19 protein-coding genes and 1 pseudogene are annotated in these 23772 nt (G+C 69.2%); 5 read left to right on the top strand and 15 right to left on the bottom strand.

Annotated features, from left to right (window positions below):
• Window positions 1-99: 99 nt before the first annotated feature.
• Window positions 100-327 carry a hypothetical protein gene (locus ACFC09_RS14430; RefSeq protein WP_376527305.1) on the bottom strand — a complete coding sequence of 76 codons (228 nt, stop codon included), beginning with the start codon at window positions 325-327 and terminating at the stop codon, window positions 100-102.
• 505 nt (window positions 328-832) lie between these two features.
• Between ACFC09_RS14430 and ACFC09_RS14425 the strand changes: the two genes are divergently transcribed.
• Window positions 833-2377 (top strand): hypothetical protein, encoded by a 1545-nt coding sequence (locus ACFC09_RS14425; RefSeq protein WP_376527302.1) that lies wholly within the window; start codon window positions 833-835, stop codon window positions 2375-2377.
• Window position 2378: 1 nt separating this feature from the next.
• Window positions 2379-3281, top strand: coding sequence for a bifunctional diaminohydroxyphosphoribosylaminopyrimidine deaminase/5-amino-6-(5-phosphoribosylamino)uracil reductase RibD (gene ribD / locus ACFC09_RS14420; RefSeq protein WP_376527300.1), 903 nt, complete (start codon window positions 2379-2381; stop codon window positions 3279-3281).
• Window positions 3282-3344: 63 nt separating this feature from the next.
• Here the strand turns inward: ribD and ACFC09_RS14415 are convergent, their stop codons facing one another.
• Entirely contained in the window at window positions 3345-3629 is a 285-nt protein-coding gene (locus tag ACFC09_RS14415; protein WP_376527297.1) for a hypothetical protein, read from the bottom strand.
• 57 nt (window positions 3630-3686) lie between these two features.
• Here ACFC09_RS14415 and ACFC09_RS14410 point away from each other — a divergent pair, with 57 nt between their 5' ends.
• On the top strand, window positions 3687-4193 hold the full coding sequence (locus tag ACFC09_RS14410; RefSeq protein WP_376527294.1) for a hypothetical protein: 507 nt from the start codon (window positions 3687-3689) through the stop codon (window positions 4191-4193).
• A gap of 121 nt (window positions 4194-4314) precedes the next feature.
• On the opposite strand, the pseudogene ACFC09_RS14405 reads toward ACFC09_RS14410, so the two are convergent.
• From ACFC09_RS14405 to ACFC09_RS14385, 5 genes and pseudogenes are all read right to left on the bottom strand, one after another.
• Window positions 4315-5160: pseudogene (locus tag ACFC09_RS14405) on the bottom strand (phage major capsid protein); the annotation flags it as partial.
• A gap of 24 nt (window positions 5161-5184) precedes the next feature.
• Window positions 5185-5637, bottom strand: coding sequence for a hypothetical protein (locus ACFC09_RS14400; protein ID WP_376527292.1), 453 nt, complete (start codon window positions 5635-5637; stop codon window positions 5185-5187).
• On the bottom strand, window positions 5627-5875 hold the full coding sequence (locus ACFC09_RS14395; RefSeq protein ID WP_376527290.1) for a hypothetical protein: 249 nt from the start codon (window positions 5873-5875) through the stop codon (window positions 5627-5629). Before ACFC09_RS14395 ends, ACFC09_RS14400 begins: the two co-directional genes overlap by 11 nt.
• 624 nt (window positions 5876-6499) lie before the next feature.
• Window positions 6500-8095, bottom strand: a complete 1596-nt coding sequence (locus ACFC09_RS14390; protein ID WP_376527287.1) for a recombinase family protein — start codon at window positions 8093-8095, stop codon at window positions 6500-6502.
• Window positions 8096-8441: 346 nt separating this feature from the next.
• A complete protein-coding gene (locus tag ACFC09_RS14385; protein WP_376527284.1) occupies window positions 8442-9809 on the bottom strand; it encodes a kelch repeat-containing protein in 1368 nt (455 codons plus the stop codon).
• An 869-nt stretch (window positions 9810-10678) separates the two neighbouring features.
• On the opposite strand from ACFC09_RS14385, the gene ACFC09_RS14380 reads away from it, so the two are divergent.
• Window positions 10679-11698, top strand: a complete 1020-nt coding sequence (locus ACFC09_RS14380) for a helix-turn-helix domain-containing protein (RefSeq protein ID WP_376527281.1) — start codon at window positions 10679-10681, stop codon at window positions 11696-11698.
• A gap of 143 nt (window positions 11699-11841) precedes the next feature.
• Here the strand turns inward: ACFC09_RS14380 and ACFC09_RS14375 are convergent, their stop codons facing one another.
• The 8 genes from ACFC09_RS14375 to ACFC09_RS14340 all read right to left on the bottom strand — a co-directional run bounded on the left by ACFC09_RS14375 (window position 11842) and on the right by ACFC09_RS14340 (window position 22963).
• Window positions 11842-13410, bottom strand: a complete 1569-nt coding sequence (locus ACFC09_RS14375) for a hypothetical protein (RefSeq protein WP_376527278.1) — start codon at window positions 13408-13410, stop codon at window positions 11842-11844.
• Window positions 13411-13428: 18 nt separating this feature from the next.
• Window positions 13429-13707, bottom strand: a complete 279-nt coding sequence (locus ACFC09_RS14370; RefSeq protein WP_376527276.1) for a hypothetical protein — start codon at window positions 13705-13707, stop codon at window positions 13429-13431.
• 188 nt (window positions 13708-13895) lie between these two features.
• Window positions 13896-15581 carry a protein kinase gene (locus ACFC09_RS14365; RefSeq protein WP_376527273.1) on the bottom strand — a complete coding sequence of 562 codons (1686 nt, stop codon included), beginning with the start codon at window positions 15579-15581 and terminating at the stop codon, window positions 13896-13898.
• A 35-nt stretch (window positions 15582-15616) separates the two neighbouring features.
• Window positions 15617-15895 carry a hypothetical protein gene (locus tag ACFC09_RS14360; RefSeq protein ID WP_376527270.1) on the bottom strand — a complete coding sequence of 93 codons (279 nt, stop codon included), beginning with the start codon at window positions 15893-15895 and terminating at the stop codon, window positions 15617-15619.
• Window positions 15896-16020: 125 nt separating this feature from the next.
• The gene (locus tag ACFC09_RS14355; protein ID WP_376527267.1) at window positions 16021-20265 is read right to left on the bottom strand and encodes an FtsK/SpoIIIE domain-containing protein; all 4245 of its coding nucleotides are present in this window, start codon (window positions 20263-20265) and stop codon (window positions 16021-16023) included.
• A 589-nt stretch (window positions 20266-20854) separates the two neighbouring features.
• Window positions 20855-21391 carry a TerD family protein gene (locus ACFC09_RS14350; protein ID WP_376527265.1) on the bottom strand — a complete coding sequence of 179 codons (537 nt, stop codon included), beginning with the start codon at window positions 21389-21391 and terminating at the stop codon, window positions 20855-20857.
• Between the two features lie 344 nt (window positions 21392-21735).
• The gene (locus tag ACFC09_RS14345; RefSeq protein ID WP_376527263.1) at window positions 21736-22278 is read right to left on the bottom strand and encodes a GNAT family N-acetyltransferase; all 543 of its coding nucleotides are present in this window, start codon (window positions 22276-22278) and stop codon (window positions 21736-21738) included.
• 121 nt (window positions 22279-22399) lie between these two features.
• Window positions 22400-22963, bottom strand: a complete 564-nt coding sequence (locus ACFC09_RS14340) for an NADPH-dependent FMN reductase (protein WP_376527261.1) — start codon at window positions 22961-22963, stop codon at window positions 22400-22402.
• A gap of 211 nt (window positions 22964-23174) precedes the next feature.
• On the opposite strand from ACFC09_RS14340, the gene ACFC09_RS14335 reads away from it, so the two are divergent.
• Window positions 23175-23726 carry a MarR family winged helix-turn-helix transcriptional regulator gene (locus tag ACFC09_RS14335; protein WP_376527258.1) on the top strand — a complete coding sequence of 184 codons (552 nt, stop codon included), beginning with the start codon at window positions 23175-23177 and terminating at the stop codon, window positions 23724-23726.
• The last annotated feature ends 46 nt before the right edge of the window (window positions 23727-23772 follow it).

The following is a 23772-nucleotide window of genomic DNA, read 5'->3' as shown; positions in this document are numbered from 1 at the left end:
TCTCGCCGCAGTCGGACGTGGCGCAGAACGCCTGAAAGGTGACTGGGGACGCTGCCTCATGCCGGATCGTGTGGCGGACGTACCGCAGAACTGCGCGGCTCATTCCGATGTCCCCAGCGCCAGGGGAAGCGCGTTCAGGAGCTTCACCGCCGAACCGACCGGAAGGACCCCGATCTCCACGTACGCCCGTCCCTTGTTGGTGACCAGGGCACGCACCCACACCGTCTCGTGCTCGGGGATCCCGGCGCGTTGCAGGGCCGCCCGCAGCAGAGCCGCTGTGTGATCAGCCTCAGCACGCGCGCTCTTGTACTGGACCATGGGGATCACCGCCCCGCCTCCTTCAGGGCACAAGCCATGTGCCAGTAAGCCACGACCGGAGACGAGTCCCGCCGGGCGAGCAGTCCCCGGCGGCAGCCTTCCAGGCTCTTGACTGGTTTCCCGCACGCCGGGCAGGTCTCTCCGGCCGGGGCGTACGTCGTGTACTCCCACCGGCGCGCGTCGGTCTCGGCCCTGCTCACCGCACCGCCCCCGATCCCGCATCCGCCAGACGGCACAGTCCGAGGAGTCCGGTTGTAGCTTTGGGCACTGTCGTCAACCCCTTATCGGTTGGTGGCCGCGCCCCCGGACGTTCGCACCGTCGCGGGGGTACTCGCTGCCCGGCACGGATGCGTGCCGTCTCCAGAGCTTCGAGTAGGCACGTCACCAGGGGGAAGTGCGAACGGGGAACCCCACAACCCTCTTTGGGGATCCCCGTTACCGGGCATTTGGGGAACCCCGTCGCGCGGCTCGGACTACTCTGAAGAGATCACTGCCGTCCCTGCTCAGGTGGCCCATGGACGAACACGAGAACCGGCGCAGCAGCTATCCCCTGACGATCCCCGACGCGCTTCTCCAAAGTGAGGCCATGCAACAGGCCTGCGCAGCACGGAACTTCCGAGAGATCTTCCGGCTCGTGAACCGGCGCACCGGGACAAGCCACGCGGCCATGGCGGCGGCTATCGGCAAGATGACCAGTTCCCGCGTGAGCGACGTCATCCGAGGCGTTCGCGGCATCCGTGGGCAGGAAGTCATGGAACGCGTGGCCGATGGATTCGGTATCCCGGGCGAAATGCTGGGCCTGCCAAGACGGCCGTGGCAGGGTTCCCCGGAAGACAGCGTTCGGCCGGAAGCTTCGACCTATCCCGATTCTGCTGATCAGAAAACATCGGGCGCTCTACCCATTCCAAGAATGGGCGACAGCGATGAAATTAATATCGAGTACTCGGATCTCCGGGGTGACGATTTCTTATCTGACTCACATGACATGCTTTTGGTCTCGGTGTGGATTGAGGGGAGGAAGCAACTTATGGCTATCAATCGGCGCTCTATACTCGCGGGAACCGTTGGTGGAGTCCTACAAGGGGTTGGAATTTCACAGGTCCCCGTCCTCGAATCCGGCTCGGCACTCAAGTCGGCATCTTTCCCCAAGCTCAAGGACTCACAGGTGGATGCAGCCATCGAGCATCTACAGGATATGTGGCATGCTCTAGTCAGAATGGACAATCTGTTCGGCCCGCGCCACGCCCTTGCGTCTGTACATCAACAGCTCTCTATCCTTGAATCACTGCTGGAGCATGTCCGAGGAAATCAGCGACATGAGGTGCTGGGACTTGCTTCAAAGTATGCAGAATCAGCAGCTTGGCTGCATGAGGATTCCGCCGATATGGCAAGCGCGGAGAAGTGGACACGGCAAGCCATGGAATGGGCTACCGAATCAGGAGACCAACTCATGGTGTCTTGGACGCTGTTCCGTAGAAGTCAACAGGCAACAACGCGAAAGAATGCGGCCCAAACCATCAGTCTGGCTCAGTCCGTCCAGCGGAACGCAGCGGCTCTTACGGCTCCGGTACGCGCGGCGGCGCGACAACAGGAGGCACACGGGTACGCGCTGGATGGAGACGAGAGGGCATGCCAGCAGCGGCTTGATGAGGCACACGCGTTCGCCGCTTCTCCCGATGCAAAGGGGGACGGACGCACAGGGCATGGAGACTTCTGCACTCCGAGCTATATCGAAATCCAACGAGCTAATTGCTGGCTCACTATGTCACGCCCGGACCGAGCAGTCCCAGTATTCGAACGCGCATTGGTCGAGCTTCCAGACGTATATCAGCGAGACCGCGGCCTAGCACAAGTGCGACTATCCATGGCATACGCGGGAATTGGCGAATATGATGCGGCGGCCACTGAGGCCGCTTCCGCACTTCAAATTGCGCGGATTTCCGGTTCTACCCGCACGCTTAACGAAGCGGTATCTGTCGCAAATGCGATCGGCGTCAAATGTGACTCTCCGGCCGTCGCTAACTTGATCACCGCCGTTAGAAGTGAGACGGAGTTCTAACATGGCCAGGGCGATCGAATTGACTGCAATGCGGCGTGCAATCGCAATTTCCGCTCACGGGTTGGGCTCCACAAGCCCAAACCCGCCAGTCGGTTGCGTAATTCTCGATAGCGCAGGTCGTACAGTCGGTGAAGGTTACCACGTCCGAAAGGGGGACTCGCACGCAGAGACAAACGCGCTTGCGGCGGCTGGGAATCAAGCAAGGGGCGGAACTGCAGTTGTCACCCTTGAGCCCTGCAATCATTACGGACGTACACCGCCGTGTCGGGAAGCCCTGATAAATGCCAATATTGCAAGGGTGTTGATTGCCGTTATGGACCCGACGTCACGGGGAGATGGCGGCGCGGCACTATTGCGTCGTGCGGGTGTTGAAGTCGAGTGTGGTTTCCTCCAAGACGAAGCCTTGTTGGTCCTGGGACCTTGGCTTGCCTCGCTTAAGAACTCACGCCCTTTCATCACGTGGCTGTACGAGGCTGATCAACACGGGCTGCCTGTTCGGGGGATGAGCCAGAGTCCCGTGCAGGAAGCCCTGCCCTTTCTTCGCAGGTCACATGATCTAATAATTGCTGAGGACGGAGAAATAGAGGAGGGAAGAAGGAAAAGTCACGGCGACGGAGTCTTTCAAGTGCCATTGTTGTCACCGTGCGAGAAATCCGCCGAAACCATAAGTAAATTGATTGCCACAGGAGCGCGTTCCGCGCTGATTGTAGGAGCCTCTGACCGAACCGCTATGTTCAGCGCTGCCGGAGTGGTGGACCGGATAATTGCGTACCTGCCACTCACGCCGCACTCATGGACCGCTGATGACCCCAAGGGCTTCTTTGCTGCCGTTCCGGACGGCTACAGATTGACCGCTGTATGCCGGCATGGTAACTACGTGCGGTTGGTGGGCGCAAAGGATTGAAGTACAGGTTATTTTTTCTAACAGAGACGCGCTCGGCGCCGGGCGCCCTCCGAAGTCAGGAGGTCAGTCCACGGTCTGGAGTAACTGAGCAGAGAACCGGCCGGACTTCAGGTTCCGGCTCATGGCTTCCGCGAGGTACACGGCCATGGACCAGTCCGACGGCTCGTAGAACTGGGACTGTCCGGACTCACCCAGCGACGCATACCAGCGCGCGGCGATCGGGTGCAGATCCTCATCCGCCGGAGGCACGGCCGGGGCGACGCCTCCCGGAGCCTTCACCAGTTCAGGGCCATCCTTTTTGTCGCGTCGTCGGCGTTGATCGCTGCGCTTGGGGATAGGTCCGGGCATGTCGCACCTCCTACTACCCTTGGAGCGTTGAATAGTTCAACCCGCTCTGGGGGCCTCGTGGATCAAGGACTGGCAGCCATACTGGGGGCGCTCGCGGGCGCCGTCGCAACAGGGTTGGGCGCGTATGTCGCGGCCAAGGCAACCTCACGCCTGAGCAAGCGGCAGGCCCGACGTGAGGCGTACAAGAACTATCTCTTGGATCTTGCCCAAGTGAGGTGGAGACTCGACGAGGTACACCAGCTCATCGTAGGAAGCCCAATAGCGGGAACCTTTCAATTCTCCAGTGGGACCGTTGATGAGCGGTTGAGCGAGATCGAGAGTCTCTCAACTTCACTTGAGCGCAACACTGTGGCGGTTGGCCTCGAAGGGCCCTCCACGGTCGCTGAACCAGCGCACTTCGCCATGGTTAACGTGATCTACCTGCGCAGCACCCTCAACCAGTGGCGAGCGATGGACCAGGCAACCCGCATTTCCGAAGAGGAGATCCAGTACACAAACGAACTGATTCAGGATCTGATAAGAGCTTCCGCTATGTTGGAGAAAGAAGCCCGAAAGCACCTCTAGGCCTGGCAGCCCTGGAACCCGTACACGATCTGAGCTGCTATACGCTTGCGGGCAGGGGGTAACGCCCCACCCGAAGGGGGCTACTACGCGATAGTGCGTAGCAGCCCCCGATTCTGCTTACTCACGGCGTGAACGTGACCTTGGTGATTGCAGGAGGATGCGGGAAGCCGAATCCGACGCGCATGGTGCCGCGCACGGCCACCTGGTCAGAACTGAAATAGGCGTCCGTGCTTATGTCGATGCGTGCGTCACGCCGCTGTACGACGAATACCCGGTCCCGTGGTATTCCCCACACGGTGCCCGGCGTGACGGCTGAAGAGACATACAGCGGAACGCCAGCGATTACCCGCCGTGTCGGCGTGGTCGGGTCCGAGCCGAGCAAGGGCCGGTTGCTTCCGGGCTGTTCCTTGAGCTGGGCCAGGGCGAGAGCATCGTTCGGATGCGCGGTGAAACTGGTCAGCGTGGCACCGACGTTCTCTGCCGCCGCGATGGCTGACAGGAAGGGGTCGAGGTTGGTCCACTTACGGCCGGCCGGGACAGACGTAACACCGGTCAGCTTCTCCATTCCATTCGGGGCCGGGCGGGGCAGATTTCCGAAGAATGCCGCATCGACCCGGCGTGCAATGGATCAGGCGAGGCCGTTGCCGACAATCTGTTGCGCGTCGGGGTTGGAATCCTCCGCGAGTTCGGAGGAGACGACCGTCAGTCCGGCGACCTTGGCGGGAATGACGACCTCTTCCCCAAGGGGCGCATTCTCGTTGGGGATTTCGTTTCCCTCACTGACCCATGCGGCCCCGGCGTCTTCCACCACGATCGGCAGATGCATCCGGGTGGACGCCGTGGTCAGTTGTGTGGAGACCTGAAAGGCCGTCGATTCCGCCTGTACCGGCTGGACGACAAGAGCCCCGTAGTCATCGGGCGTGATGCCCTCAGCTCCGGGCGCCGTGGTGAAGAGTGCCAATGCTCCGTTCCTTTCCTGCCGTTCGCCGGATTACCGGCTGTTGCTGAGATAGGTCACGCCGCTGCCGCCCGTCTGCTGGTTCTCCCGAGCGCGCCGGAATGCTTCGGGCCAAGTCGCGCGCGAGCGGTCCCGTTCGTTGGGGTCCAGACCTCCACGCCCCCGGGGCAATGTGCGCGACCGGAAGAGTCCCGCCAGAGTCCTGGCGTCCGCTTCCCGCTCCTCGGCAGTGTCGCCGTTGATCCGGGCGGCCACGTTGTTGGGGAGTTGGTGAACGCGGCCGAGGCGTTCGCGGTGCAGTTCCGTCTCCAGTTCGGCGACGCGCTTCCTGAGCGCCGCTATCCGCTGCTCATGCCCAGCGGTGCCGCCCGTCGTCTCGGCGTCCGCTCCGGGCTTCTCCTGGCGGTCGGCAGGCTCGTGCCCGTGCTCTGGTCCGTCCGGCGTGTTCTCGCGCGCTGGAGGAGCGTTCAGCGGTTCAGAAGACACGGGCGGTCTCCGGGCTCGCGATGGGAGACAGACCGCGCGAGGCCTGCTGCCGGGTCAGGGTGCCCTCGTCCAGGGCAGCGTCAACTGCGCCGTGGAGCTCGCCGCTCAGATCGCGGCGCATGGCTTTGTACTTCGCGTGTGTGTCCCACTCCCCGCACTGTGCCGCGAGCCTCAGCAGGTCGCCCATGATGGCGATCTGGCATCGGAGCTGGTTGATCACGTGCTGTGTGTCGGTCACCGTGTTTCCTTCCTGCGGACATGAGAAGAGCCCCCGCGCCGGGGTGTGCGTCATCGCTGGCCGCAGATCCTGCGAGAGCAACACCCGCCGACGCGGGGGCCATGGAAAGGCGCACCCCCTCATACAGGGCGGTGTCACCAGTCGGGGGAGATCGGTGTCCGGGGTGCTCTGCGGGCACTCCGGAGGGCAGGCACCACGCAGCGGGTGACGCGCGCTTCGCAGCGTTCGGAGTGCGGAAACTGCCCTCACTCACCGGGGAGCGCAAGGGGTGCCCGTGACGGTGGTGCGAGGTGGTGACGAGTGACGGTTTCGAGTGCTCCGCGAGGTTGTTTGCACAGGGGGCAGGGCTTCAGCTCTCGCAGAAGCGATTGGACATCTACGTATTCTCGTCACCCGTCACCACTTTATGACTCTAGGTAAACGGAATGGTTACCTTCCGTTTACGAGTGAAGGGTTCGACTCCGGATCGGGTCGGCACACCGCGATCACATGAAGTTTCGGTGACGTGATACAGGTCACATCAACGTGTTCCGGTGGGCGGTGGCGGAGACTGCCCCCAGACACACCGACGGCCCGCCCCCGGGACCTCCCAGGGACGGGCCGCGAACATGGCTCAGGCGTGCGTCAGGCGGCTTCCTCCCACTTGATGGCCGACAACTCATCAAGGGCATCAGCCAAGTCCCCTTCCTCCACGGTGAACTTGACGCGCGACTCGTCCAGGCGCCGCCAGCCGCCCCGAGTCCCCCGCTTCACGGTCAGCCGCGCACCAGCGCCAACCAGCATCCGCCGCCTGCCGACCACATCTCTGTCGTTCCACTCGTCGGCGTACGTACGACCGGTCTTGACCACCTCCCGGCGCGGTTCCACCTTCGGTGTGTTCTCCAGCTCCGCCAAGCGCGCGTCCAGCGCGTCCGCGCGACGCTGCCACGCTTCCCGCGCAGCCCTGGACTTCTGGCGCCCCTCCTGCCTCTGATGCTCCTCGAACTCCTCGGCCGTGGCCGCGATCTCCGGCGCGGGGTCGTACCCGGGAATGGTGTGTGTCGTGACGACGCTGAGGGAGCCCGCCAGGCGCAGGAATTCACGCTGTACGTACTCGTCCACCCATTCCGCCTTCACATAGGCAGGGGACGCGCATGTCTCGCCCCGCGCATGAGCGTTGCAGTTGTACGAAGCAGCCTGAGGGCTCTTCCCCCGGTTCTGCCGGTTCAGATACATCCGGCCCCCGCATCCCGCGCAGTGAATGACCCGCAGCAACAGCGCGTCCGTATCGGCGCGCTCCCGGTTCTCGATCGTCCGTTGTGCGAACAGCGCGCCTACAGCGTCGAACTCAGCCCGTGTGAGGATCGGTTCGTCCGTCGCCATGACCGGGCGTCCCTCGCTGTCGCGTACGGGCTTGCCCTGGTGCGTCTTCCAGCCGATCAACGCCGGGGACGTCAGCAGACGCTTGATGATGCCCGGAGTCCACTTGAACCGCTTGCGCGTGACGCCCTCGCCCTTCGTCCCGCCGGTCCTGCCTCCAGTCCCGCGCTCGTTCTTCAGCGCCCAGTAGTCGCGAGGGGAAGGCTCGCCCTCGGCGTTTAGTTCGGCCGCTATGACGCTGGCCGTCTTCTCCTCCTTCAAGTCTCGGAGGATCCGTGTGATGACCTCGACCGCGTGAGGGCCGGGAACCAGGGTCCAGCCGCCGCCTTCCAGCTTCGCGGGCATGTAGCCGTAGTGCGGACGCGAGCCACGCCACCGAAGCGGCATCGCACGCATGGCCGCCTGGGCGCCCGATACGCGCTCTGCGATGGACTGGGCTTCCATCTGCGCGGCGAACGCCAGAAGCGTGGCGATCAGCTCACCGATGACGTTGCCCATGTCGAGTTCGAGGCGGGCACTACCCGGTCCCTCAGCGAACACCAGTCGCTTGCCGTGCTTGCGCGCCCACCCGACGAGGGCGGACATGTCGGCCATGGACCGGACGGCACGGTCCAGGCACCACCAGATGATCATGTCGAAGTCGTCGGGGCGCTCGAACCAGGGACCAAGCTGGGGGCGCTCGAACGGCGTCGTCTTGGACGCCGACACGTCCAGGTCCTCAGCCTCACCGACGATCACCGCGCCCAGCGACGCGGCGGCTTTCTCGTTCGCCTCACGCTGTCGACCGAGTGAGGTGGTCTCGTCGGTCGCGACGCTCAGACGGATGGCGGACAGGGCACGGGGCTGTGCTGCGTTCTCCATACGCTTTGGGGAGCGCACCGGGTGCTTTACGGCGCTGACCGGCGGGGATATTGCCACTTCCGGACCTCACAGAACATGTAGTTCCATGCGTTCGGAGACCCGGAAGGCAACGAGTTCTGCCTCCTGCACACCCGGCTCCAGCCCCTCTGACCACCCGCGGCCCGGCACCGAGCCGCCCGGCCCGACGCGTGGGGCCGGGGTCGTTCCTCGGTGAGCGCGGAGGTGACGAAGCCCCTGACCGGCGCGGCCGGTCAGGGGCTTCGCTTCGGGGGCGCGCGGTCCGCGAGGGACACGGTGCTGTGCGGAGCGCACGGTCAGGACTCCGCGGTGCGCGGGGCCCCGAGCGTCAGGACGTGCGCAGCGCCAGGTCGGCCGTCGTCCGGCTGCCCCGGGTGAGTTTCACCTTCTGACCGGCCGCCAGAAAGCCGTCGGCGGTCGCGGTGACGGTGTAACGGCCCGGCGCCGGCTTGACCCACAGGTCGTACCCGCCCCGGCTGTCCGTGGCCACCGTCGCCGTGGGGTGCGGGCAGGTGGCGTGACCTGCCGGGCACAGCGTGACGGTCGCACCGCACAGGGCGTCACCCGTGGCGGCGGTGGTCACCCGGCCGCTGAGGTGTGACCAGGACGCGGGGGCCGTGACCTTCGTGGTGACCGACAGCGGTGCCGACGCGTACGGCGTGTCGGTGATCAGGGAGAGGTCCGCCGCGTAGCCACCGGGGGCGCCGAGCGCCGCGGAGTCGACGGTGACCCGGACGGTGACGGAACGCCCCGGCGCGATCTCGACGCTCTGCTTGTTCGTGCTCAGCCAGGTGGCGTCGTCCTCCGCGCAGCCGCCGTAGCCGGGCAGCGTCTCGGCCTGCCGGTTGCCGGAGGGGAACGACAGCCCGTCGGCGATCGCCCCGCCGACCTGGGTGAGACCGCACCCGCTGCCGCCGCCGCGGAAGACGGGGTAGGTGGCGTTGGGCAGGTGGCTCCAGTGGCCGGTGACCGGGTCGTACTGGAGCGCCTGGTTGGTGCCGTCCGCGCCCACGATGCCGCCGACCACCTGGAGTTCGCCGTTGCCTGCGCTGGAGGAGGCCCCCCAGTCGGTGTACGGCATGTCGGCGTTGCGGGTCCAGGTGTTCGCGTGCGGGTCGTAGGTGTACGTGGTCGCGAGGCCCACCGTGTGGCCGCCCGCGTCACGGGTGTCGCCGCCCGCGCAGACGACGCCGCTCTCCAGTCCCTCGCACGCGGACCACTGCACGGCCGTCGGATAGTCCGCGACGCGGCTCCACCGGTTGGTGGCGGGGTCGTAGCGGTGGACGGCCGAGGTGAGGTGGTCGCCGTCGTCGGTGGAGCCACCGATGACGTACAGCTTGCCGTCGTACACGGCGGCGGAGGCCGTGGCCAGCGGCGTCGGCAGGTCGGCCACGCGGGTCCAGGTGTCGCTGACCGGGTGGTACGCGTAGACGGTGGACTGCGGCTCGCTCGCGCCGGCGGTTCCGTGCCAGCCACCGGTGAGGTAGAGGGTGCCGCCGAGGAAGGAGGCCGTGGGGCTCTGTAGCGCCTGCGGCAGCGGCGCGATGGCGGACCAGGCGGCCGTCGCCGGGTCGTGGACGTAGCCGTCCGTGAGGCCGACCCCGCCCACGATCTGGGCGACGCCGCCGACGGAGTAGGTCCTGCCCTGGTAGGTGGCGACGCCGTTGTCCATGACCCGCTCCGGGTAGTCGGTCAACTGCTGCCACGCGGTGTCCGCGGGCGCGGCGGAGACGTCCGGTGCCTGCTGTGAGTCCTTGGTGTCCTTGGTGTCCTCGGCAGCCGGGTCAACGCCTCGGTGAGCAGGGTGAGTTCGTCCGCCCGGCCGACCAGGCGCGGCGCCGCGACACGGGGCGTGCCGGGGACGCCGGAGGTCCCGGCCGGACGGGACGGCGGCGGTGCGTCGTCCGCTTCCGGCAGGTCGTACGCGACCGGAGCAGCCGCGCTCACGGCGGCGGCCCGTCCACCGGGGCCGCCTCGGGGTGTCGACGCGGGTTCGTACGGTGGAGGCGGGGCCACCGTCCCGGGGGAGCCCGCGGGAGGCGTCGCGCGGGCCCGTGGCTTCGGGCCGGTCCGTCCGCCCGGACCGGCCGGTGCTCCTTGGTCCTGCGTCGTCCGTTCCCGCAACCGGGTTCACCTGCTTCCCTGCCTGCGCACGTGTGTAGGGCGGATCATTGTCCGCCGGGAGGCGGACCCGGCGCCAGTACGGGCGACGCCCTCACGGGCGATCAGGGGGTTCACCCACAGTCCGCCGGGGCGGCGTAGGTCGGCCGGAACGACCGCCGACCTCCCGGCAGCCGCCGATAACCTAGTGCCTCGGCAGGCAACGTTTGCCCGTCAAGGAGCGGCGTTCGGTGCGTGCTCTCGGTGTGCCGGCCGGAAGTCCTCGTACTGGACGTACTTGGGCTTTCGGCCGGTGCGGCGAGAGTGCGTGCCGGGCGTCGCGACGGGGCGAACGTTGCCTGCCGGGGCACTAGCTCGGCAGGGGTCCCGTCCGACGAACGGGGCGTCGTCGACAGGGAAGTCATCGGGGGCAGGATGGGTTGGGCCGAGCTGTATTCCACGGACGTGCCGAAGGCGGAAAGGTTCGACTGGTGGTGCGACCGGGTGAGGCAGGACCTTCCGCCCGTCCACATCTTCTGTGACGAGCAGGACGACTTCCGGGCGTCGACCGCCGCGTTACCCCTCGGGCCCGTGAACCTGTCGGTGCTGTCGTTCCCGACGCTGGCTTCGGCGCGCACCGCGCGGTTGATCCGGCAGTCCGATCCCCAGTTGTGGGAGCTGGCCTACGTGGCCAGCGGCATCATGGTGGTGGACCAGGAACGCAGCCGGGCCCAGGTCCAGGCCGGCGACCTGCTGCTGTACGACACGTCGCGGCCCTTCGAGATGCGCATGCCGGAAGGCGCCCGGATCATCCTTCTCCACCTGCCCAAACACGTGGTACCGCTGCCGGACCGGTCGATACGGGAGCTGTTGTCGCGCAGGCTTCCCGCGCAGGGCAGCGGCGCCCTGCTCGCGGACTTCCTGCAAGGGCTGGCGAGTGGCCGGTGGACCGGGCTGGAGGCCGAGCGACTGGGGTCGGCCGTGGTCCAACTCGTCTGCGCCTTTCTCGGCGCCCTCGCGGAACGGGAGAACCTCCTACCGCCCGAGACCCGGCAGGCCGTGCTGCTGCGCGAGGTGAAAGCCTTCATCGAGGCACACCTGATGGATCCCGGCCTGTCACCGCAGGCAGTCGCGAACGCCCACTGCATCTCGGTGCGCTACCTGCATCATCTCTTCCGCGGGGAGAAGCAGACCGTGGGCACCTTCATCCGGGAACTCCGACTGGACCGGTGCCGCACCGATCTGGCGCAGCCCGGTCTTGCGCACCGCCCCGTCGGGGCGATCGGCGCACGGTGGGGGTTCGCGGACGCGGCGGCGTTCAACCGGGCCTTCAAGGTCGCGTTCGGGATGCCTCCCGGTGAATACCGCAGGTGGCTGGGGACGTACGGCGCGGGGCAGCTGACCGTGGGGGAGCAACGTCAAGGAGGCGGCGTTGCCGTCCCCTTCGAAAGGGGCACACCGCAGATCGTTCCGTCGGACCGCTGAGCCGGCCGGGGCGGCGCGGTCGCCTGCTCGTGCGCGGAGTTCATGGACGAGCAGGCCACCACCGCGGCCCGCTCATCCTCACCTCGCCGCTTCGCGGCCGGTGTCCGCGCCAGGGCCGCACGGTCCCGGCGTGCCCACCGCCCTCACCCGTACGACGGCTTGTAGCTCGGGCTGGCGAGGGGCTTGAACGCCGCTTCCAGCTCCTCGGACTTGTACGCGTCCAGCAACTCCTGCACATGCGCCCCGTTCTTGCCGCCGACGGTGTACTTGTTCAGGTCACCGGAGAGGACCTTCCGCATGGTCCTCTCGTCGGTCTTCGCGTCACCGGTGAGGTGGACCAGGCGCCCCGAAGGGTCTCGGAGCTGGTTGCGCACGGCCAGCAGGGTGAGGGTATGGGTGAAGCCCCCGACGGCGAGCTTGTTGTTCACATCGTCGGTGTCGGGATGCTTGCCGTCCGAGAGGCCGAGGTTCTCGATGATCGGGTCGTTCGCCGAGACCGCGCTCTGCACGACGCCCACCGCCGCCGAGAACGCGATCTTGGCAAGCCATGCTTCCGGTTCCAGGAAACCGATTGTCAGGAACGCCGCGTTCACATAGCCGCCCTGGAGCATGCTCTTCATGAGTTCGTGGTCGGGTTGTGCGTCGTGCAGCGCCTTGAGGAAGAGCGCCACGTCCTCACCGTTCTGCGCGCCCGTGACCCGCTCCCACTCCTCCACTCCCTCGCGGGAGAAGTCGGTCGGCGCCGAGACACCGTTCAGCAGGCCCGCGCAGTAGAACGCGCGGACCGGATCCAGCAGTTTCTTCCAGTCGCTGTTCTTCAGCTGCGGCGCCCCGCTCCCGAACAGCCCGAGCGACACCCTGTGCATGAGGTCACGGGCCGCCTCCGGGGAGTGCTCCTGGTTCATCGCGGTCTGGAGAATCGCCATCACCTTGACGCTGAACTGCCGGTCCCCGTAGAACATCTCGCGCACCTCGGCCGGCGTGAGGGCCTTCGCGAGGTGGTAGGACGCCGACGGGTTGGCCGCGAAGGCGTCGAGCAACTGGGCCTTCTGCTCGCTGGTCATCCGGTACAAGGGGCTGGTGGGGCTCTCCGGGCCCCCGACGACCGCCGGGATCCCGATGCGGGCCGCGACCATCGCGGTGGTGCGCGGGCTGACGGCGCCGCTGGAGTACGCGCTGACCAGAGCCGGGATACCGCCGAGCGCCAGCACCGTGGTGAGATGCGGCTGGAGCGTCAGCGCGTTGAAGAACCCGGCGCAGAAATAGGGGTCGTCGGCGTGCTTGGCGAGTTCCTCGACGATCGGCCGAGCGGCGTCGGGGTTGTCGCGGTCGTCGACGTCCTGTAGCGGTGTCAGCCTGGCGGCCAGCGCGGCACCCTCCTTCATCTTCGCCTGGTTCTGCCGCAGCAGTTGGTTGTAGGCCGTGTCGACGTCCGATTCAGGGGCCCTGACCAGTCCGCCGGACCCCAGTGCGCTGCTGTGCTGGGTCTGCTGGAACGCCCGCGCCACGTCGTGCACGTCCCGGTCGGTGTAGTACGCCCGAGAGATCGCCACCGCGACGTCGGCGTCCAGCGCGACGCAGGGGTGACCGGTGTTCTGGTACGCCAGCAGCGCGGGGGTCAGTACGCTGCTGACCCAGTTCTGGAACTCCTGGGCGGCTGCGGTGCAGGTCGCGGAGTACTTGATGAGGTTCTCGGGAATCGCCGACACCATGGAGAGGGAACTTTCTCGTCAGTGGAGGGGTTTCTGGGTTTCGGCCAGGACCTGGGCGACCGTCCGCTGGAAAGAGGCCGCGGCTTCCTTCAGGCCGACCAGCGCGTCATGCTGGCTCTTGAAGTCGGAGTCGAACTGCTCCCGTTTCTTCCCCTGCCAATTGACGCTCTGCGAGGAGCCGAGCAGCGCCTTGCGCTGGTCGGTGCGGAGTTGGAGGAACTTGTCCAGCCTCGCGTTGAGCTGGGTCAGCTGCCGGTCGAGCCAGTCGGCAGCGCGCGCTTCCGTGGTCTGCGCCATTCGCCTCTTCTCCTTGTGGAGGTCCGTTGTCGTGAAGGCCGGTAGTAGGGAGGGTCCGTTGTCGTGAAAAACGGCGGTAGCGAAGGCCCGTCATCGTGAAAGCCGGTCGTGGTGAAGGCCGTTGACGCGCGATCGGTGTCGCGGGGGCGCCTTGGCCCAGGCCCACGCCCGCGCCGCGCGCGTCCGCCTCATCCACGGAGCGCCGGCCAGGTCTCCACGCCCACCTGGCCGTCGACCCGGAGGCCGTTGCGCTGCTGGAACCGTTTGACGGCGGCGCGCGTGTCGTCGCCGAACTGGCCGTCGACGCCGCCCGCGCCGATGTCGTACCCGCGTTTTTGCAGGATGCACTGGACTTCGCTGACCCGCTTGCCGCGATCGCCGTACTGCGTCAGCGCGGAGCCCGAGTAGAAGGTGCAGGTCTTCCAGGGCTCGCTCTTGGACGCCGGTGCCGACGGGTGTGTCGGCCCGACAGTGACGATCTTGGTGGGTGGCGGTTCGGGCGGCTGCTGGGGCGCGGTGGGCCGGCGGTCCACCGCGCCGCCCGGGTCGCCGGGCTCGTGCGGCGGCACCTGCGGGGCGGTGTCCGATGCCGTGCGTGACGGGTGCGCGGCGGGATGCTTCTTCGGCGTGTGGCTGGGCGGCGCGGAGGGCGACGCGTCCGGCGGGACGGACGTGGCGACCGCCACGTTCGCCCCCTCGCCACGGGAGGGCCCGTGGCCGGGTACGACGAAGGCGACCACGGCGGCGGCCGCGGCGACGACGACGGCCAGCGCCGCGCCGACCGCAAGTCCGCGCCGCCGCCCGGGGGCCTCCTGCTTGAGCGTACGGACCGGTGCGCCCCGCCGCAGGACCGTCAACTGGTCCACGGGCGAGACGGCGGCGGTCCGCCCGCTCCACGCCGCGCGCCCCCCGATCACCTCGGCGACCGGCCCCGGCCACTCCCGCGCCGGGTCCCGCTCCCGCGCCTCGTCGACGATCTGCTGGGGAGACGGCCGGGCGGCCGGGTCCTTGTCCAGACAGCGGCGTACGAGGTCGGCGAGGGCCGGGGCGCTCTCCGCCACCCGGTCCACCACGTCCGCGCTCGGCGGCTCGTAGATCAGCCGGTGGATGACGTCACCGGTCGACCCCTCGCCGAACGGCGCCCGGCCGGACGCCGTGAGCGCGAGCAGCGAGCCGAGCGAGAACACGTCCGAGGCGTTGCCGACCTGCCGGCCGCTCGCCTGCTCGGGAGACATGTACGCCGGGGTGCCGACGTGCTGGCCCGTCATGGTCAGCGTGCTGGTGTCGGCGGTGTGGGCCACCCCGAAGTCGATGACCCGGGCCCCGTCCACGCCCAGCAGGACGTTGGACGGCTTGAGGTCGCGGTGGACGATCCCGGCGGCGGCGATGGTGGCGAGCGCCTGCCCGACCTCGACCGCCAGCCGCCACACCACGGGCGCGGGCAGCGGCCCGTGGCGGCGCACCGCGTCGTCGAGGCTGAGCCCGGGGACGTAGGCCGTCGCCATCCACAGGTGCTCGTCCTCGTCGAACCCCGAGCCCAGCAGCCCCGCGGTGTACCGGTCGTGCACCCGCCCCACCGTCTCGACCTCACGCTCGAAGCGGCGGCGGAACCGCGGGTCCTCGGCGTACTCCGGCCTGATCACCTTGACGGCCACCAGGTCCCGGGCTGTGTACGCCGCAGGCTGCGACTCGTCCGCGGCCACGGCCCGGCCGAGGAAGAGCCGTCCCATCCCGCCGCTGCCCAGCCGGGCCAGTACCCGGTAGGGGCCGATCGTCACCGGGTCCGTCCGGCGCAGCGGTTCGGCGCCGAGCCGGCCGAGGTCGTCGGCGGTCAGCTCGCCGGTCCACGGGTGGGCTTGTTCGGTGTCAGGCATGGAGATTCCCGCTCAGTTCCTGCTCGTGTCCCCTCTCACGCGCCACCGGCGTGCGAGATGTTGGTGAGGATCTTCTGCACCTGCTGCTGCAACTGCTCCAGCGACGACTTCATCCGGTCCAGGTCCCCCTTGGCCTGCGGCCACACCTCTCCCCGGAACTTCTGGGCGAGCGGCCCGTCCCAGTGGTTGGGGTCGCTGAGCTGCGTACCGTGGCCGTTCAGCTGCTGGATGAGGCCGGGAAGCTGGTTGTTGATGAGGCTCAGCATCTTGCTGGCCTCCGCGTGCGCGAAGTCGGTCGACTTTACCGTTGTCATGTTCTGTCCACTCCCGGGTTTCCCCGATGCTCTGTGACTTGCTCAGATCCTTTCGGCCGGGCGGCCGGGTGTCATTGGCGGTGAGCGCAGTGCCCTTGGCTCCCCGCGCAACACCGGTCCCCCGGTCACCGCGCCAACTGCACCCCGCCCGCCACTCCGTCGACCACCAGGTAGCCCCGCCCGGGAAGCGCGGCCATACGGTCGTGGCGGGGCAGGGCGGTGCCGAGGAGGTCGCCGTCGAGGTCGTGGTCGGGGGCCAGGAGGACCCCGCAGCGGCTGTCCCGGGCGGGTTGCGTCCAGTGGCCGTACAGGCGGCGCAGGGCGTCGGCGCGCCCGGCGGCGACGAGGTGTCTGCCGGGGCCGGCCGCCGACAGCCACCGCTCCAGGGCGCCCGTCTCGTCCTCGACCGTGTCGGCGTCGTCGACCAGGAGGAGCGTGGGGCCGGAACAACCCGACAGGGCCTGCGCCAGGGCGTCGTAGGCGGTGACCACCGTGCGGGCCGGGCCCGGCGGCAGGTCACGCAGCGGGGACCGGCGCGGGGCGTACGCGATGACGTGGGGCGGCGTCTGTGCCGTGGCGACCAGCCGGGCGAGGGCGCACAGCGCCGTGGAGCGTCCGGAGCGCTGCGGTCCGGCGATCAGGGCGTGCTCGTGTTCGTACAGCCGCAGCCACGCGCAGTCCAGCGTGGCGTCGTCCAGGCCGACGGGAATCTCCCACGGGTCGGACCCGGCCCGGCCGGACGCCCCCAGCGCGGTCAGCTCGACGTCCGGGGGGAGCAGGCCGATCCGGGGCGCGGTGGCGGGCGCGTCCGGCCGGCGCGCGGCGACAGCGGCGACCGCCGCCGCCAGGTCCTCGCCCGGCCAGCCCAGCTGGACCACCTGGCGGTTGGCGGCCACCAGCGCCCGGCCCGGTACGTAGGAGGGGACCGAGCCGCGCGGCAGGTCGAAGTACCCGTACTCACCCGGGTCGGCGAGCCGCATCAGCAGCTTCGCCTGGGTGAGCGCCGCCCACGCCGACGGCACCGCGCCCGCCCGGTCGGCGGTGACGGCGAACCGGATGCCCACCGCCGGACCGTCGGCGTAGACCCGGGCCAGATCGTCGACGAGGTTCATCCCGGCCATGTCCTTGTCGAAGTCCGACAGCAACGCGCCGATGTTGTCCAGCAGCACCAGCCAGTTGGGCGGCTGCCCGGGGCCGTGCGCCTTGCGTGCGTCCAGTTCGCGCCGCAGCAGCCTGATCAGGCGGACCTGGCGTTCCCGCTCGGCGGCCCCGATGTGGGCGCCGGTGTGCGGCAGAGCGGCGAGCGGGGCCAGGTCGCCCGCCCCCATGTCCAGCGCGAAGAGGTGCAGCCGGTCGGGCGGCACGGCCCCGGCGAGGGAGAGGGCGAGCGAGGCGAGCGCGGTGGAGGTGCCGGAGCCGCCGGAGCCGTAGACCAGGAGGTTGCCCGCCGCCGGGTCCCAGCCGACCGCGTACTGCCGCTGCCGGTCGGGGTCGTCGGCGAGCGCCCACGCGGGCAGCCCGGAGGCGTCGGTGTGCAGGCCACGCTCGGCGACGGCGGGCAGCTCGGCGGTACGCAGCACGGCCGGCAGCGGTTCGGGCCAGGGCCGCCGGGGCGGCGCGAACCCCGCCAGCCCCGCCGCCTCCCTGGCCGCCGCGACCAGCCGCCGCAGGTCCGACTCGCCGTCCCCGCCCGCGGCGGCCGGTTCCCCGGCCCCCGTCCCCAGCCGGAACGGGGCCACCGTGACCGGCGCGGTCACCTCCGCGTGCGGGGTGACCCCGGTGGACAGCGCCGTCTGCACCGGCAGCACCTCGCGGGCGGAGAGCCGGTAATAGGCGCGTCCCCACTGCCGGGTGCCGATGCCGGCCGCGGCCGGGTCGTCGATGACGTCCAGGGAATCGGTGGTGGACTCCAGGCGCAGCGCGATCCGCAGTTTGACGTTGTTCTTGATGGCGTCGTTGACCGACCCGGCGGGCCGCTGCGTGGCCATGATCAGGTGCACGCCCAGGCTGCGCCCGCGTTGCGCGATGGAGACCAGCGCGTCCACGAAGTCCGGCAGCGCCTTGACCAGGGTCGCGAACTCGTCGATCACCACCGCGAGGCGGGGCATCGGCTCCAGGTCGCCGCGCCCGCCGTCACGCGTCCGCTGGTAGTCGCGGATGTGACCGAGCCCCACCTCGCGCAGCAGCCGCTCCCGGTGGTGGATCTCGGCCTCCAGGCAGCGCAGGGCACGCTCGCTGAGCTGCTCGTCGAGGTCGGTGACGAGACCCACTGTGTGGGGCAGTTCGGCGCACTCGTCCAGCGCGCCGCCGCCCTTGTAGTCGACGAGGGCGAACGTCAGGTGCTCGGGATCGGCGTCGATCGCCATGCTCGCGATGAGCGTGCGCAGCAGTTCGCTCTTGCCGGAGCCGGTGGTGCCGGCGATCAGCGCGTGCGGGCCGTCGTCGTCGAGGTCCACGGTGAACAGGTCGCGTTCGCCGACGCCGAGCACCGCGCCGACCCGCAGCGCCGGCACGCGCTTCTTCCACCCGTCGCCGACCGCGGCCCCGCTGACGCTCTCCAGACCGAGCAGCGGCAGCAGCGAGACGCGGTCGGGCAGCCCGGCGCCCTCCACCCGCAGTTCGGGGTCCTCGAAGCGGGCCAGCGCCCGTGCGGTGGCCTGCGCGTCGCCCACCGGCATGCCGTTGAACAGCACGTCCTCGACGACCTCGCCGGACGCCACACCGCGGACGGTCCCGGTGCCCGCGGCCGAGGCGGTGACCACGGTGGTGCACAGCGCGGGCAGCCGGTTCGTCAGGACGACACCCCCGCACGCCGCGGACCCGCCGGAGTGTCCGGCCAGCAGGTCGCGCAACGGGCAGGGCCGCCCTTCGAGAAGAGTCGCGCCGTCCACGACCACCAGCAGCACCGGGCCGCCGCCGGCTTCCCCCGTCCCGCGCTCGGGCACGGCCGGTGCGGCGGCCAGCGCGCGGGCGAGCGCGTCGGACTGCTCGGGGCCCACGGCCACCAGCCGGGTGCGGCCCGACCGGGTGTCGGCGCCGTGCGGCAGCCACTTCGTCCAGTCCCAGTCGGCGAGCCGGTCCGCGTCGGCGAAGACGGCGAGCCGCACGTCGGCCGGGCCGCTGCCGGTCACCGCCTGGCACAGCAGCGACCTGGCCACCGCCAGGCACGCACGCCGGTCCCCCTCCAGCCCCACCGCCTCGCCCGCCGCGACCCCCACGACCACGGGCACTTGCGGCAGTACGTTGCTGGCGCCCAGGATCCCGGCCGTCTCCGGGGCGGGATCGGACGAACCGTCGTCCAGCGGCGGGCTCCACGTCAGGTCGGCGTGGCCGACGACCGTCCGCAGGAAGTCGGGTGCCCCGGGGCGGCGCTCCCACAGCGCGACGCCCGGCGCGGTGGCCCGGTACACCACCTCGGCCGGGTCGGGGTGGGCGGCGCGGCGGGTACGGACCTCGGCGGCGTGCCGGGCCGTCACCTCGCGGGTGAACTCCGCCAGCCGGGCGGCGTGGTCGCGTGTGCCGCGCCGGAGCCGGAAACGGCCGCGCAGCCGGTCCTCGAAGAAGTTGCCGAGGAACATCAGCGGGGTGAGCGCCGCGATGGCCGCGTACCGGATGTCCTTGGTGAGGGCGACGATCGCCCCGGCCATCACCAGCGGGCCGAGCATGCTGGAGACACTGAACGGCGCCTTCTCCGCACGCCGGCGGGCGACCGGGACGGCGATCCGCGGCGACTGCGCGGGACGGCCGCCGCGCGGGGCGCGGTTGAAGGGCAGGGTGCCCCCCGGGCCGACCTCACGGACGACGTTGACGAGCTGGACCGGGCCCAGGCGATCGGGCGGCAGCACCCGCAGCAGCACCTCGCCACCGAGGGAGACCAGGTCCTCGGGGCCCACCCGGGTGCCGCCGCCCTGCGCGGTGACGCGCTCTGAGCCGACGTCGGTGCCGTTGACCGACCCCAGGTCGGTGACGCGCACCCCGCCGTCCGGCGCCACCTCGAACGCGGCGTGGGTCCGCGACACCCCCGTGGCCACCACCCGTACGTCCGCCTCGGCACCCCGCCCGACGACCGTCGTCCCGACCCCGAGCGGGACGCTGCGTCCCGCCTCCAGGCCGCCGACCACCCGCAGCACGGCCGCCGGACTGCGCGGCAGAGGAGCCGCGGTGCCCCAGCCGGCCCTGGCCACCCGTGCCCCGTGCACCAGGCCGGACTCGTGCAACGGCGTCTCCGGCGGCGCGATCCGCCCGTCGACGCTCAGCTCGGCCGGGGACAGACCGAGAGCAGCCGCGAGGTCGGCCAGAGTCGCGTCGGGACGGCCGATCCGCAACTCCAGTTCACTCTCGGACGTGCCGTCGGCGTAGACGATCCGCACAGCGCTGTGCCTTTCCTACCGGGTCTTTCACTTACGTCTGGGGTGCCAAGGCTGCTGCGCGGCGACACGGGCCGCATTGGCCTGGCGCGCAGAACCCTTGGCGGAGGACGCAGAGTTTTGCCGGGTGGCATGCGCTGGGTGACGGCCGGGGTGGTGGGCGACCGCGAACGGCTCGGCGACGGTGGGCCGTCGGGTCGGGGCCGGACCGCCACGGCCTTGGCGTCGGGCCGCGTCGGGTCGGCCTCGACGCGGCGTGGCGGACGCGATCCGTGCGCGTGCCGACGCAGGGCGGGGTATGGGGCCGTTCATGCCGTGCCGAACCGGCCGGGGACGGACGGTTCCTGCTACGGGGAGGGGTGTATGTCTGCTGACGGTGCACGGCTCGGAAGGCGAGCCGACGGCCGGCTGGTCGTCGTGATCGACTCCGAGCGGACCGGCCATCGCTCGTGCGGGAGGCGGGAGGCCGTCATGGCCCCAGCGTGTGGCGGGCATCCGGGTGCTGGGCTTCTTCAGCTCCAGCACGCGGAGCCGGCGTCCGTCGGATGGAAGTCGCCCCTGGTACGAGCCTTCGACCGTGGGCTCGTTGAGGTCAGGCGGAGCGGGGGACGGTACCCATCTCGGAGATGAAGGTCTCCGGATCGCTGTCGGACCCGCGGATCATCTCGTGCATTTCCCACTCGCCGGCGTCGTTCCTGGCGAACTCCGCGACCGTTGTCGCTCTGGCCACTGCCACGCCCGAGAAGTCGTCGGCGAGCAGTTCCTGGTGGCCCTCGGCGATCACCACTCCTGCGTTCGACATGTCACCGAAGGTCCGGGGGTCGGGCTCCTGGTGGATGACCACGCCCGCCACCACCCGTGAGTAGGCGGAGGACAGGCGGTCGAATTCAAGGGACATCACCTCGACGAACCCGAAGCCCATGCCGGTCCGGCTGTGGCGGTTCATGTTGATCGTGCCGTCGGGCGAGCGGCTGTCGTAGTGCACGACGTACGCCGGTCTGCCGAACGGATCGGCCACGGAGTAGGTCGCGGCGACGATGTCGAGGTGGCGCGGGGACTCGCCCAGCGGGCTCGGGTCCCATTTCAGCCGTATCTCGACCTTCCCCGGCCCTCTGCCGACGACCTTCACCGGCTCTCCCCTCCCGTGTTTCCACTCACCATGCAGGACTTGCGCATGTCCTTAAGTATGCTCCCTGACCTGCCTCTTGATGCCACCTTAACGCCAACGATCCGGGGAGGGGGAGTGGTTCGTCGACACTGGTGTAGAAGAACGCGGGGGAAGGCAGGGGACAGCCGCAGGCTCCTGCGTTTCTGGTTCTGCGCGATGGTCGTGTCGAGCGCGCGGTAGAACTCGAAGCTGGACCGCAGTGCTTCCGGGTCGGTGCGCTCACGCACCGAGCGACGGCGGGCCGGCGTGGACCTTGGTGTGCCGGCAGGTGTCCTCGGCCCCGTCCCTGGCCCTCGGGCGGCAGCCTAGGCGCTCGGGTCCGGCTTCCAGTCCTGGGCGAGGAGCCCGAGCAGTACCTCGTCCAGGAACTCGCCCATCACCCAGGCCGAGGAGCGCAGCACGCCCTCGCGGACGAAGCCGTTGCGCTCGGCGGAGCGCAGCATCGCGGCATTGTCCGACAGGGTCTCGATCTGGAGCCGATGCAGGCCGCGTACGACGAAACCGTAGTGGCACAGCACCGCGACCACGTCGGTGCCGTAGCCCCTGCCGCGGCAGGACGGCAGCAGCCCCAGCCCGATGTGGGCGGACCGGCTGTGGGTGTCTATGCCCCACAGCGTCGCGGTGCCGACCAGTGTGTCGCCCGCCAGCTCCACCACGGAGAACGGGACGCTCCCCTGCTCCTTGTCGTCCACCACGAGCCGCGGATCCTTCGAGCCGGGTGTGACCGGCCGCCACGGCCCGCTCTCGGCCCGCGACGCGTTGACCACGTCGTCGTAGAGTTCGGCCCGCAGGACCGGGATGTCGTCCTCGTACCGGGCCCTGAGCCCGACCTTGCTGCCTCTTAGCATCCAAGCTTCCTACCCGACCGGGCCGGCGGCGGCAACGCAATAAGCGCTCGTCGCGGCTGCGGTCGGCCGGCCGCCGGGTGTTTGCGACACCCGGCGCCCGGCCGGTGCGGGCGGGGGCGCGTCAGTGCCTGATGGCCTTCAGCGCGCCGGCCCAGGATTCGAGCTGGGTGAACAGGGTGACAGCCGCGTCGTCGTGGTGGGCTCCCGGCTTGAACACGGAGTAGTTCTCGAAGTCGGTGATCAGCGAGAACGACAGCTGCTGGCGCACGTGGGCGATCTGCAGTTCGCTCGAAATCGCCCGCAGGTGCTCGATCGCGCGGGCTCCGCCGAGCCCACCGTAGGAGACGAAGGCCGCCGCCTTGTTGTTCCACTCGGCGTAGAGGTAGTCGATCGCGTTCTTCAGCACGCCGGAGATGGAGTGGTTGTACTCCGGAGTGACGAAGACGTATCCGTCGAACTCACTGATCTTGGCGGCCCATGCCTTCGTGTGCTCGCCGGCATAGGCGCCCATGGACGGCGGAACCGGCTCGTCCAGGTGGGGCAGCGGGTAGTCGGCCAGGTCGATCAGCTCGTAGTCGGCGTCGGTACGCTCCTTCGCCTTGGCCAGGACCCAGTCCGCCACCGCTTTGCCGTTACGGCCGGGGCGGGTGCTGCCCAGGATGATAGCGAGCTTCAGATTGCTCATAGCTGTTCCCTCCGACGCTGATCCACAGCATCACTTGAATTTTCATGCGTGACCTTAGTGGACTGTCACGTGAATCTTCAAGTCAAGCGGGGCGGCGCCGGGCGGCTCGGGACGGCTCGGGGCCCCGGGTGTGTCCTGTGTGGTCGCCGTGCCGGCGCCGGCCGCCGCCGTGCGGGCACGTCGGCGCCTCGGGCGCCATTAGGCTGTGCGCATGTCTGCTCAAGGGGAGGAGCCCGAGGTGGCCGAGCCACACTGGCTCACTGCTGACCAGCTCGCGGCATGGCGTGGATTCAGTAACCTCGCGCAGCGGCTGCCCATCGCGCTTGAGTGGCAGCTCCAGCGGGACTGGCAGCTCAGCTTCATCGAGTACTACGTGCTGGCGCTCCTGTCCGAACAGCCCGAGCACCGCATGCGGATGAGCGAGCTGGCGGCCCGGGTCAACTCGGAGCTGTCACGGCTGTCGCACATGGTCAGCCGTCTTGAGAAGCGCGGCATCCTGTGCCGCGAGCCCGATCCGTGTGACGGACGTTACACGCACGCGATCCTGACCGACGCCGGTTACGACTACCTGGCTCAGGCGGCACCCGGGCACGTCCAGCGCGTGCGTGAGCTGTTCGTCGACGTCCTCGACCCGGAGGAGTTGCAGACGCTGCGCCGGTGCTCCGAGAAGGTCATCGCCCGTATCGACAGCGCGGCGGAGCAGGGCGGACCGGCGGGTGCCGGCCGGGCGGCCCGACCCGAGGGAAGCACGCCGAACTGCTGAACGCCTCGCGTGCCGGCCGTGGCCCGGTGTCGCGCGTCGGCGAGTG

The organism is Streptomyces sp. NPDC056161 (genome assembly GCF_042268025.1).
Classification (GTDB): domain Bacteria; phylum Actinomycetota; class Actinomycetes; order Streptomycetales; family Streptomycetaceae; genus Streptomyces.
The sequence above is the reverse complement of the archived record's forward strand: the minus strand, read 5'-3'. Positions and strand labels throughout refer to the sequence as shown.